At 61.6% G+C, this 12,147-nt stretch carries 10 protein-coding genes; 3 read left to right on the forward strand and 7 right to left on the reverse strand.

Going from position 1 to position 12,147, the window contains the following annotated elements; genetic code table 11:
- The coding region (locus tag ABY403_RS07210; RefSeq protein ID WP_372840084.1) for an EF-Tu/IF-2/RF-3 family GTPase at positions 1-603 on the forward strand (603 nt) is incomplete at its 5' end.
- Between the two features lie 48 nt (positions 604-651).
- Here ABY403_RS07210 and ABY403_RS07215 read toward each other — a convergent pair.
- The 3 genes from ABY403_RS07215 to ABY403_RS07225 are packed head-to-tail and all read right to left on the reverse strand — an operon-like array spanning position 652 to position 3,270.
- Positions 652-1,050 (reverse strand): (deoxy)nucleoside triphosphate pyrophosphohydrolase, encoded by a 399-nt coding sequence (locus ABY403_RS07215; protein WP_372840085.1) that lies wholly within the window; start codon positions 1,048-1,050, stop codon positions 652-654.
- Positions 1,047-2,411 (reverse strand): bifunctional glutamate N-acetyltransferase/amino-acid acetyltransferase ArgJ, encoded by a 1,365-nt coding sequence (gene argJ / locus ABY403_RS07220; protein ID WP_372840087.1) that lies wholly within the window; start codon positions 2,409-2,411, stop codon positions 1,047-1,049. Before argJ ends, ABY403_RS07215 begins: the two co-directional genes overlap by 4 nt.
- A gap of 13 nt (positions 2,412-2,424) precedes the next feature.
- Positions 2,425-3,270: a peptidylprolyl isomerase gene (locus tag ABY403_RS07225; RefSeq protein WP_372840088.1), complete on the reverse strand. Its 846-nt coding sequence runs from the start codon at positions 3,268-3,270 to the stop codon at positions 2,425-2,427.
- A gap of 182 nt (positions 3,271-3,452) precedes the next feature.
- On the opposite strand from ABY403_RS07225, the gene secA reads away from it, so the two are divergent.
- Together secA and ABY403_RS07235 are read left to right on the forward strand one after the other, a co-directional pair.
- Positions 3,453-6,185 carry a preprotein translocase subunit SecA gene (gene secA / locus ABY403_RS07230; RefSeq protein WP_372840089.1) on the forward strand — a complete coding sequence of 911 codons (2,733 nt, stop codon included), beginning with the start codon at positions 3,453-3,455 and terminating at the stop codon, positions 6,183-6,185.
- A 35-nt stretch (positions 6,186-6,220) separates the two neighbouring features.
- Positions 6,221-7,153: a hypothetical protein gene (locus tag ABY403_RS07235; protein ID WP_372840090.1), complete on the forward strand. Its 933-nt coding sequence runs from the start codon at positions 6,221-6,223 to the stop codon at positions 7,151-7,153.
- Here the strand turns inward: ABY403_RS07235 and radC are convergent.
- The 4 genes from radC to ABY403_RS07255 form a co-directional block, all read right to left on the reverse strand.
- Positions 7,150-7,920 carry a DNA repair protein RadC gene (gene radC, locus ABY403_RS07240; protein WP_372840092.1) on the reverse strand — a complete coding sequence of 257 codons (771 nt, stop codon included), beginning with the start codon at positions 7,918-7,920 and terminating at the stop codon, positions 7,150-7,152. The genes ABY403_RS07235 and radC overlap by 4 nt on opposite strands.
- Positions 7,921-8,007: 87 nt before the next feature.
- Positions 8,008-9,165, reverse strand: coding sequence for a molecular chaperone DnaJ (dnaJ, locus tag ABY403_RS07245; RefSeq protein ID WP_372840093.1), 1,158 nt, complete (start codon positions 9,163-9,165; stop codon positions 8,008-8,010).
- 69 nt (positions 9,166-9,234) lie between these two features.
- Positions 9,235-11,145: a molecular chaperone DnaK gene (dnaK, locus tag ABY403_RS07250; RefSeq protein WP_372840094.1), complete on the reverse strand. Its 1,911-nt coding sequence runs from the start codon at positions 11,143-11,145 to the stop codon at positions 9,235-9,237.
- Between the two features lie 230 nt (positions 11,146-11,375).
- Positions 11,376-12,146 carry an ABC transporter permease gene (locus tag ABY403_RS07255; RefSeq protein ID WP_372840095.1) on the reverse strand — a complete coding sequence of 257 codons (771 nt, stop codon included), beginning with the start codon at positions 12,144-12,146 and terminating at the stop codon, positions 11,376-11,378.
- Between the last annotated feature and the right edge of the window lies 1 nt (position 12,147).

The following is a 12,147-nucleotide window of genomic DNA, read 5'->3' on the forward strand; positions in this document are numbered from 1 at the left end:
ATTCTGGTGAAGGCCGACGTGCAGGGTTCTGCCGAGGCAATCGCACAGGCGATGGACAAGATCGGCAACGAAGAGGTGCGCGTTCGCGTGCTGCATTCGGGTGTCGGTGCCATTACCGAAAGCGATATCGGCCTTGCCGAAGCCTCTGGCGCGCCGGTCATCGGCTTCAACGTGCGGGCAAATGCGCCGGCACGCGCTGCGGCCAACCAGAAGGGCGTGGAAATCCGCTATTACTCGATCATTTATGATCTGGTGGATGACATCAAGGCCGCCGCCTCGGGGCTTTTGAAGAACGAGGTTCGCGAAACCTTTATCGGCTATGCCAAGGTTCTCGAGGTCTTCAAGGTTTCCAACGTCGGCAAAGTTGCGGGCTGCCTGGTCACCGAAGGCGTTGCACAACGCTCGGCGGGTGTGCGGCTGCTGCGCGACGACGTGGTAATTCACGAAGGCACGCTGAAGACGCTGAAGCGCTTCAAGGACGAGGTGAAGGAAGTCATCTCGGGCCAAGAGTGCGGCATGGCGTTCGAGAACTACGACGACGTGCGCAAGGGCGACGTGATCGAAATCTTCACGCGCGAAGAAATCGTGCGCAAACTCGACTGAGTTTGGCACCAACGAACCGGAAAAGCCGCCTTCGGGCGGCTTTTTCAGTTAAAGCCAATCGCGCAGTATCGGAATCAGTGGCAGATCGGCGGGCGGCATCGGGTAATTGCGCAGATCAGCGGCGCGCACCCAAGCAAGACGCTGCCCTTCGCGCGGGGTGACGACGCCACCCCATTTGCGGCAGGCGAACAGCGGCATCAGCAGGTGAAAATCTTCGTAGGCGTGGCTGGCGAAGGTCAGCGGCGCAAGGCAGCTTTGCCATGCTTCGATGCCAAGCTCTTCGTGCAACTCGCGGATCAGTGCGACCTCGGGGGTTTCGCCCGGTTCTACCTTGCCGCCCGGAAACTCCCACAACCCGGCAAGCGACTTGCCCGCCGGGCGTTCGGCCAAAAGCACGCGGCCATCGACATCGATCAGTGCGACCGCAGCAACGAGCAGGGTTTTCACGACCGATAATCGGCGTTGATGTCGATGTAGCGGTGCGTCAGATCGCAGGTATAAACGGTCTTGGACGCATTGCCGAGGCCAAGGTCGATGCTGATGACAAGCTCTTGCCCCTCCATATAGGCCGAGGCTTTCTCTTCGTCATAGCTTGGCACGCGCCAGCCGTTTTCGGCCAGAACCATGTCGCCAAACGAAATCCGCAGCTTGTCACGTTCGGCCATAGCACCGGATTTGCCAATGGCGGCCACCACGCGCCCCCAGTTGGCATCTTCACCCGCGATCGCGGTTTTCACCAAGGGCGAGTTGGCCACCGACATTGCAACGCGATGTGCATCGCTGCTGGTTTCGGCCCCCGTCACGCGCACCTCGACGAACTTTGTGGCGCCTTCGCCATCACGCACCACCTGCTTGGCCAGATCGAGCATGACCCCGCCCAGCGCCTCTGCAAAGGCGCGTCCGGTGGACGTGCGCAGGTTGGCGATCTCGGCGGCGCTGCTTTGCCCGGTCGCCGCCACGATCAGCGCATCCGAAGTGGAAGTATCGCTATCGACGGTGATCGCGTTGAAAGACGTGTCCAGTTGCCCCGAAATGATCTTTTGCAGCTTGGCTGGCGCGATTTTCGCGTCGGTGAAGATATAGACCAGCATCGTCGCCATATCGGGGGCGATCATCCCCGAACCCTTGGCAAAGCCCGCAATGCGGATGGTGCCGCCTTCACCTTCGATCTCGGCCGAGGCACCCTTGGCGAAGGTATCGGTGGTCATGATCGCGCGGGCGGCAAGCTCGATGCCATTGGGCGAAAGGGCGGCTGCCAGCTCTGGAACCTTGGCGGTGATGCGCGCGTAGGGAAGCGGCTCGCCGATCACCCCGGTCGAGGATGAAAAGACCCGGCTTGCGGGCACACCCAGCGCGGCTGCCACAGAACCCGTAATGGCATCTACCGCCTCTTGCCCCGCCGCACCGGTAAAGGCGTTGGCGTTGCCCGAGTTGACGATGATCGCCGCCCCCGCCCCTTCGGGCACCTTGGCGCGCAGTTTCGCCTGACAATCGTGGATACAAGCGGCGCGGGTAGAGGAACGTGTAAAGGCACCCGCCACCGCGCTTCCCGGTGCCAGCCGCACCAGCATCACGTCCGAGCGCCCGACATAGCGCACCCCGGCCGCAATCGCCGCGAACTCGACCCCCGCAATCGCGGGCAGCGCCGGAAAGGCCGCCGGGGCCAGCGGCGATATCGCCGCCGCCTTGCTGCCCGAGGGCGCGGGGCTGGGCGGCTGCAACGCCGCCTCTAGCCGTTTTTCCAGCTTTTTCAGCCTGGCCTTGAGCTTGTCGGCCCTAGATTTCCAGTCCTTGTCGCTCTTGGCCATGGCTATGTCTCGCTTATTCGGCGCTTTGCGCCAGTTCCTTCAGGATTGCCTTGTCGATACCGTCGATCGTTTGCGTGACTTGCGCTTCTGCCACGGCTAGATCAAGCCGTTCCTGCACCGCGTTCATTTGCAGCGTATTTTCAATGTCGCTGCGAACCGCTTCAAGTGCTGGAACCTCGGCCAGACGGGTTTCCGAAACCTTGATCAGGTGCCAGCCGAACTCGGTTTGCACCGGCCCGCCGATCTGCCCGGCCTCGAGTTGCCCCACGGCAACGGCGAAGGGTTCGACCATCAGATCGAGCGTGAACCAGCCCAGATCGCCGCCTGCGGCGGCAGCGCCATCGGTCGATTTCTCGCGCGCGATCGCCGCGAAATCGCCGCCGGCATCAAGTTCAGCCCGGATCGCCTTGGCTTCTTCTTCGGTCGCGACAAGAATGTGGGCCGCGTTATATTCGCGCACCGGCGCGGCAGAGACATATTGCGCGTCGTAAGCAGCCTGCACCTTTTCTTCGCTGATCGAGTCGGCAACCGCCTCGTCAAGCATCACCGAGGCGAGGTAGTTCAGCCGCTGCACCTCGATCATGTCCATGTCGTAAGGCGTCAGCTGCGTTTCGGCTATTTGCGCCAGCGCCAATTGCTGGATCAACTGTTGCAGGATGCCGTCAAAAAGAATGTCGTCGGGCAGCACAAGATAGCCCTCGGGCAGACCCGCGCGCAGGGCAACCATCTGCCCCAAGGTGATATTGGTGCCGTTTACCGTGGCCACCACGGTATCGGCCGAAAGATCGTCCGCGCGCAGCGGCGTTGCAAATGCCAACGCGATCGCGCCCGCAGCAAGAAGTCTCGTTCCGAAAGCCATAAAGCCACTCCTAATTTGCCGCACCCTCTGGCGGCGTTGACACTCTGACAGCAGACCCTTACATCGCCAATGGTTCTCGTGAAGGCCGCACAAGCATTTGTAGCAGTCGTTTTAGGCAAGCCTGCGAGTGCGGGCAAGGCCGGAGATCACGAGAACAGGTCGATGAAACCTGCGGAGAACATATGCTGGGCTTTGGGACACTCGCGAAAAAGGTTTTTGGCACGCCCAATGACCGCAAGGTGAAATCGGTCCGCCCGCTGGTCGCAAAGATCAACGCGCTCGAGCCGCAATTTTCGGCGTTGAGCGATGAGGGCATCATCGCCAAGACTGAAGAGTTCAAAGCCCGCGTGCAGGGTGGCGAGTCGCTTGACGACCTGCTGCCCGAGGCATTCGCCAACTGCCGCGAGGCGGCGCGGCGCGCGCTAGGCCTGCGCGCCTTTGACGTGCAGCTTTCCGGCGGGATCTTTTTGCATCAAGGCAATATCGCCGAGATGAAAACCGGCGAAGGCAAAACGCTGGTCGCCACCTTCCCTGCCTACCTCAACGCGCTGGCGGGCAAGGGCGTGCATATCGTCACCGTCAACGACTACCTTGCCAAGCGCGATAGCGACTGGATGGGCAAGGTATATGCGCAGCTAGGCATGACCACGGGCGTCGTTGTGCCGTTTCAGGAAGATGCCGCCAAGCGCGCCGCCTATGCCGCCGACATCACCTACGCCACCAACAACGAACTTGGCTTCGACTATCTGCGCGACAACATGCGCGCCAGCATTCCCGAAATGGCCCAGCGCGGTCATTTCTATGCCATCGTTGACGAGGTCGACTCGATCCTCATCGACGAGGCGCGCACGCCGCTTATCATTTCCGGGCCAAGCCAAGACCGCAGCGAACTTTACCGCACGCTTGACCGCTATATTCCCGAGCTTTCGCCCGAGCATTACAAGCTCGACGAAAAAACCCGCAATGCCACCTATACCGAAGAAGGCAACGAGTTCATCGAGCAGCGCCTGCACGCCGACGGCATCCTGCCATTGGACCAAACGCTTTATGACCCCGAAAGCACGTCGATCGTGCACCACGTCACGCAAGCATTGCGCGCGCACACGCTGTTTCACCGGGATCAGAACTATATCGTGCGCGACGACGAGATCATGCTGATCGACGAGTTCACGGGGCGCATGATGAAGGGGCGGCGGCTTTCGGACGGGTTGCACCAAGCGATCGAAGCCAAGGAAGGTGTGACCGTTCAGCCTGAAAACGTGACTCTGGCCAGTGTCACCTTTCAAAACTACTTCCGGCTCTACAAGAAGCTCGCCGGCATGACCGGCACCGCGGCGACCGAAGCCGAGGAGTTTTTCGAAATCTACAAGCTTGGCGTGGTCGAGGTGCCGACCAACCGCCCGGTGGTTCGCAAAGACGAACACGACCGCGTTTATCGCACCGCCAAAGAAAAATACGCAGCCGTCGTTGAAACGATCAAAGAGGCCAAGGCCAAAGGTCAACCGCTTCTGGTGGGCACCACCTCGATCGAAAAATCCGAGATGCTTTCGGAAATGCTGAAGGCCGAAGGGCTGGAGCATAACGTGCTCAACGCCCGCCAGCACGAGCAAGAAGCAAAAATCGTAGCCGATGCGGGTAAGTTTGGTGCCATCACCATTGCCACCAACATGGCTGGCCGCGGCACCGACATCCAGCTGGGCGGCAACGTCGAGATGCAGGTGATGGAAGCGCTTGCCGCCGACCCCGAGGCCGACCCCGCGGCGCTGCGCACGCGCATCGAGACCGAACATACCGACGAAAAGGCGCGCGTGATCGAAGCGGGCGGCCTGTTCGTTCTGGCCACCGAACGGCACGAAAGCCGCCGGATCGACAACCAGTTGCGTGGCCGCTCGGGCCGCCAGGGCGACCCCGGGCGCACCCTGTTCTTCCTGTCGCTGGAAGATGATCTGATGCGCATCTTCGGGTCTGACCGGCTTGACAAGATGTTGTCCTCGCTTGGCATGAAGGAAGGCGAGGCGATCATTCACCCTTGGGTCAACAAATCGCTTGAACGCGCACAGGCCAAGGTCGAAGCGCGCAACTTCGACATCCGCAAGCATCTGCTGAAGTTCGACGACGTGATGAACGACCAGCGCAAGGCAATCTTCAGCCAGCGCCGCGAAATCATGGAAGCCGAAGACATCGCCGAAATCGCGCGCGACATGCGCTATCAGGTGATTGAAGATCTGGTGACCGAATATTTGCCGCCCAAATCCTACGTCGATCAGTGGAACGTCGATGGGCTGCATGACGCGATAATCACGCAGCTTAACCTCGATGTGCCCACCGCCCAATGGGCCCGCGAGGAAGGCGTCGATCAGGAAGCGATGCGCGAGCGGCTGGAACAAGCGGCCGACGCTGCCGCCGCCGAAAAGGCCGCAAGCTATGGCGAAGAAACCATGCGCGCGGTCGAAAAGCAGGTGCTGCTGCAAACCATTGATGCCAAATGGCGCGAACACCTTGTTACGCTCGAACATTTGCGCTCGGTAGTCGGTTTCCGCGGCTATGCGCAGCGCGACCCGCTTTCGGAATACAAGACCGAAGCGTTCCAGTTGTTTGAGTCCATGCTTGAAAGCCTGCGCAGCGATGTGACGCTGCGACTGGCGCAGATCCGGCCCATCAGTCAGGAAGAGCAGCAGCGTCTGGTGCGCGAGGCGATCGAGGCACAGCAGGCGCAGCAGCGCCCACTGGCCGCACCCACAGCGGCCCCTGCCGCAGTTAGCGCAGACGGCGCAGCTGCGACCGCGGTGCTGACGCCGTTGGTCGCAGGCTTTGACGAGGCCAACCCCGCCACATGGGGCGCACCGGCGCGCAATGACCCTTGCCCCTGCGGCTCGGGCAACAAGTTCAAGCACTGCCACGGCAAACTCGCCTGAAACAAAACCCGGCGGGGCCCATATGTGGCCCCGCCGTGGCGGCGCTGCCGCATCCGCGCCACGCTTGCGCCACGATTGCCTGCCATATTCACCCGGCTGAATGGGATGAGAGGCAGGAAATGCGCAACATCCGTAGAAATGTCGCCGTAGCCGCATCAGTGGCAATTGCCGCCGCAAGTGGTTGGTACATGCAGCACGATGCGCCCATGCACACCATCGCCAGCGCCTTTGCCGGCGCTGCCGTAGCCGCACCGCCACCGGCCAGCGCCCCATCGCCGGCCGAGGTCTTTGCCGCAGCGCCGCAGTTGCTTTTGCCGTTGCCGCGCCTGTCGGTGCACGGTGTCGCAGCCGCAGCCCCAGCACTTGCCCCTGCCCTGCTCTGCGCTGACGCCACACTGGCAGTTACGCCCTTGCCGGGGGCAATGCTGCAAGTGCGCCTTGCCGCGCCCTGCCTGCCGCTGGAGCGCGTCGAGATGCGCATCGGCCAGCTTGCCTTTGCCGTCTTGACCGACGCGGATGGCGGCTACAAGGCAACCATCCCAGCACTTTCCCCAGATGCGCAGGTGCAGGCGCTGTTTTCCGAGGGCGCCACGCTGATCGCAGCGGCACAGCTTGACGGCATCGACGAATATGAACGCGCGGCGTTGCTGGCCGATACATCCGGCGCGCTGCATTTCGTCGCGCATCCGGGCGCAGAGCTGACGATGCTGGGCGACCCCGGTGCCGAGCCGCCGCTGCTAGCCGAAATCCATAGCGTGGCCGCCCATATCGGTGCAGAGCCGCCCGTGCTGCGCGCCGATCTCGGTGCCAATACCTGTGGCAACGACCTTGACGGTATCGTACTGCGCTCTGGCGTCGTGGCGGAGGCCCTGCCGATCACGCTCGCCATGCCCGAATGCGATGGTATCGACGGTGCAGTGCTGGTGCCGCTGCCACCTGCGCCAATGTCGCTGGCGCAAGCAAACTAAAGATAGCCCTGCGCGCGAAAGCTCAGCTCTCGGCATTTGCCGATGATCAGATGGTCGTGCAGAACGATGCCCAGCGCCGCTGCCGCCTCTTGCACCTTGGCGGTCATCGCAATGTCCGCCTCCGAAGGCGTCGGGTCGCCCGAAGGGTGGTTATGCACCAAGATCAACGCCGAGGCGTTCAACTCAAGCGCGCGCTTGACCACCTCTCGCGGGTAGACCGGCACATGATCGACGCTGCCCCGCGCCTGCTCCTCATCCGCGATCAGGACATTCTTGCGGTCAAGGTAGAGCACGCGAAACTGCTCTGTCTCGCGGTGCGCCATGGTGGTGTGGCAATAGTCAAGCAGCGCATCCCAGCTTGACAGCACCGCGCGATGCAACACGCGCGAGCGCGCCATACGGTGCGCCACCGCCTCGACGATCTTCAGCTCTTGCACCACCGCTTCGCCCACGCCTTCCACGGCCAGCAGCCGCGCGGGCGGGGCCGAAAGCACCCTGTTCAGGTCACCAAACGTGTCCAGCAAACGGCGCGCCAGCGGCTTTACATCCTGCCGGGGGATGGCGCGAAACAGCAGCAGTTCCAACAGCTCATATTCCGGCACAGCGCCTGCGCCGCCTTCCATGAAGCGTTCGCGCAGGCGCTTGCGATGATCGCGGATATACGAGGGAAGCCGCGCACCGGGCACCAACGCATCCGGTGCCGCCTCGTCACCATCAGGGGCGAAAAGCGGCATCGGGCGTTCGGCAAAGGCAGAGCTGCGGGTCATGCCGCGATGCTGCCGCGGCATGGTTTAGGAAAGGTTAATTCCGGCTTGCTTCAGGCAAAATATCCCCGCCGGAGGCGCCTTCGCCTTTCAGCCCTTCATAGCGGCCCAGAAACCCTTGACCTTTTTGAAGAACGAGGCGGTTTCGGGGTTGTTGTCGGCATCGATCTTGTCGAACTCGCGCAGAAGCTCGCGCTGCCGCGCCGTCAGGTTGACCGGGGTTTCGACTGCAAGCTCGATCACCATATCGCCCGCCTGCCCACCGCCGCGCAGGGCTGGCATACCTTTGCCGCGCAGCCGCATCTGGCGGCCAGACTGGCTGCCCGCAGGGATTTTCACAAGGCTGCGGCCACCCTCGATGGTGGGCACCTCAACCTCGCCGCCAAGCGCTGCCGAGGCCATGCTGACCGGAACGCGGCAGAACAGCGTGGTGCCGTCGCGCTGAAAGATCGCATGTTCGCGCACTTCGATGAAAATATACAGATCGCCCGACGGGCCGCCACGCGCGCCCGCCTCACCCTCACCGGCAAGCCGGATCCGCGTGCCAGTTTCGACACCGGCGGGGATATTTACCTGCAAGGTGCGGTCTTTTTCTACCCGACCCGCGCCGTGGCAAACACGGCAGGGATTCTTGATGACATGGCCCGCGCCATTGCAGGTGGGGCACGTCCGCTCGACCGTGAAAAAGCCGTTCTGCGCCCGCACCTTGCCCATGCCAGAGCAGGTCGGGCAGGCGGTTGGTTCGGCACCACCTTCCGCACCGGTGCCATTGCATGACTGACAGGCATGCGAGCCGGGCACGGTGATTGATTTTGGCACACCGGCGTAGGCTTCTTCCAGCGACACACGCAGGTTGTAGCGCAAATCAGACCCGCGACTGGCACGCGCGCGCCCGCCCTGTGCGCCGCCGCGCCCACCCATGAAATCGCCGAAAAGATCTTCGAAAACATCCGAAAACGCCGAGGCAAAGTCACCCTGCCCGCCGGGATGGCGCGCACCGCCCGGGCCGCCGCCCATACCGTTTTCAAAGGCAGCGTGGCCAAAGCGGTCATAGGCCGCCTTGCGCTGCTCGTCCTTGAGCACGTCATAGGCCTCGTTCACTTCCTTGAACTTGGCCTCTGCGTCAGGACTGGATTGGTTGCGATCGGGATGAAGTTCTTTTGCCTTGCTACGATAGGCTTTCTTGATCTCTTCGGCAGTGGCGCCGCGCGAGAGGCCCAGAACCTCGTAGAAATCTCTCTTTGCCATCTGCCGCCCCTATCGGGAGCCCTGCCCCGGCCGCTACAGGATGCAACGGCCGGGTATGGGTTCCTGCGCTTACTTGCGCTTTTTGTCGCCAAGGTCTTCGAAGTCGGCATCGACGATATCATCGTCCACGCCATGCGGCGCGTCGTCTTCGGCGGCCCCTTCGCTTGCGGCGGCGCTGGCCTTGTAGATCGCTTCGCCCAACTTCATCGCGGCATCGGTGAGGTTTTGCACCCCGCCCTTGATCTTGCCGACATCGTCGTTTTTCAGCGTTTCTTCCAGTGCCTTCATCGCCAGTTCGATCGCTTCAACGGTCGAACCGTCAACCTTGTCGCCGTGTTCATCGAGCGACTTCTTGGTCGAGTGCAGCAGGCTTTCGGCATGGTTGCGGGTTTCGACCAGTTCCTTGCGGTTGCGGTCGGCATCGGCGTTGGCCTCGGCATCCTTCACCATCTTCTCGATCTCGGCGTCGCTAAGCCCACCCGAGGCCTGAATCGTGATCTGCTGCGCTTTGCCGGTGCCTTTGTCCTTGGCGTTCACCGAAACGATGCCGTTGGCGTCGATATCGAAGGTCACCTCGATCTGCGGCATGCCACGCGGTGCGGGCGGGATTTCCTCAAGGTTGAACATCCCCAGCATCTTGTTGTCGGCCGCCATCTCGCGCTCGCCTTGGAACACCCGGATCGTCACGGCGTTCTGGTTGTCTTCAGCGGTCGAGAACACCTGGCTTTTCTTGGTCGGGATCGTGGTGTTGCGGTCGATCAGGCGGGTGAACACGCCGCCCAGTGTTTCGATGCCGAGGCTCAGCGGCGTCACGTCAAGCAGAACCACGTCTTTCACGTCGCCTTGCAGCACGCCCGCCTGAATCGCGGCACCCAGCGCCACCACCTCATCGGGGTTGACGCCCTTGTGCGGCTCTTTGCCGAAGAAGGCGGTCACTTCCTCGACCACTTTCGGCATCCGCGTCATACCGCCGACCAGCACGACTTCGTCGATGTCGGCCTTGGAAACGCCGGCATCCTTCAGCGCCGCGGCGCAGGGCTTCAGCGACGCCTTGATCAGATCGCCCACAAGGCTTTCCAGCTTGGCGCGGGTCAGCTTCATGACCAAGTGCAGCGGCGTCCCCGATTGCGCGTTCATCGAGATGAACGGCTGGTTGATTTCGGTCTGCTGGCTCGACGAAAGCTCGATCTTGGCCTTTTCAGCCGCCTCTTTCAGGCGTTGCAGGGCCATTTTGTCTTTCGTCAGATCGACGCCGTGCTCCTTGCGGAACTCTTCGGCCAGATAGCTGACGATCCGCATGTCGAAATCTTCGCCACCAAGGAAGGTGTCGCCGTTGGTCGATTTGACTTCGAACAGGCCGTCGTCGATTTCGAGAATGGTGATGTCGAAGGTGCCGCCGCCGAGGTCATAAACCGCGATGGTTTTCGCTTCCTTCTTGTCCAGCCCGTAGGCCAGCGCAGCCGCGGTCGGCTCGTTGATGATGCGCAGCACTTCAAGGCCCGCGATCTTGCCCGCGTCCTTGGTGGCTTGCCGTTGGGCGTCGTTGAAATACGCGGGCACGGTGATGACCGCCTGCGTGACGTCTTCGCCCAGATAGCTTTCGGCGGTTTCCTTCATTTTCTGAAGGATCACGGCCGAAACCTGCGCGGGCGAATATTTCTCGCCGCGCACTTCCACCCATGCGTCGCCGTTGCCGCCATCCATGATGTTGTAAGAAACGAGCTTGCGGTCTTTTTCAACTTCAGGCTCGCCGATGCGGCGGCCGATCAGGCGCTTGACGGCGAAAATCGTGTTGGTGGCGTTGGTCACTGCCTGCCGTTTGGCCGACTGGCCCACGAGGCGTTCGGTTTCCGTGTAGGCCACGATCGAGGGAGTGGTGCGCGCGCCTTCCGAGTTTTCGATGACGCGGGGCTGAGCGCCATCCATGATGGCGACGCAGCTGTTTGTAGTTCCGAGGTCAATGCCGATAACTTTGGCCATGATGTAACCCTTTTTCTTGCGGCGATGTTTATGGACGACAGGCCCGAGCACGGCCCCTGCCTTCCGATCCCAGGCTTTGAATGGACCCGGCGCAGGGCACTGCCCACACCGGCTTCTGGGCGTATATAAGGAGGGGTCTTGCGCCCTGCAAGCGCCGTGCGGCAGCGAAAAAACACCTTACCGCAGCAGTTTTGCGCAGATTTTGCAGAAATGGACGCTCTCGCGCCGCCTTAGCGGCGTGCGCCCCAGCTTAGCGAAGCGTATTGGCGCGTATAGAACTCGCCCATCAACCCGATCATCAGGATCGCAAGCCCGACATAAAGCGGATACTGCCAGTTCGAGTAATGCGGGTTGTAGTTGAGAAAGGTGAAGCCGCGGGCCTGGTCGATTGCATGAAACAGCGGGTTCCAGTCGAACAGCGCCAGCATCTTGTACGACAGGGTGTTGGCCAAAAACATCTTTCCCGACGCGATCATGTTGGCGCGGCTGTAAAGCTGTTGGATAACACCCACGGCATTCGGTGCCCAAGGCCGTGCCGCAAGCAGCAATACCCCTATCGCAGAGCCGGTGAACCATGACATCAACACCATGGCATAAGCGCCAACCGGGTCTTCGATGCTGATCGGCGTAAAGGCAACGTCGTAGATGAACAGCACCGTCAGCAGCGACAGCGTCTGGATGTAGAGCACGCCAAGCGCCGCCGCACCGATCGTGACGGCGGTGGTCATCGGCGCGTGTTTCATCATCTGCGAGGTAGAGCTTTCGGCGCTCGCAACCGCGCCAATTGACTTGGTGTGGGTCAGAAACAGAAAGATGCCCGACATGATGTAAAGCAAGAAGTCACCGCGCACCGCGCTGCCGCGCATGTGAAGCACATCAAACATCACGTAAAACGCGCCGACCAGCACCACGGTCTGCATCATGTTCATCACAAGGCCCAACATCGCGTTGCCGTGGCTTTTGCGGATAGAGCGGACCGTGGCGTGAAAAATTAGCCCCAGA

The sequence above is a fragment of the Phaeovulum sp. genome (assembly GCF_041596715.1).
In the GTDB taxonomy this organism is placed as follows: Bacteria; Pseudomonadota; Alphaproteobacteria; order Rhodobacterales; family Rhodobacteraceae; genus UBA6213.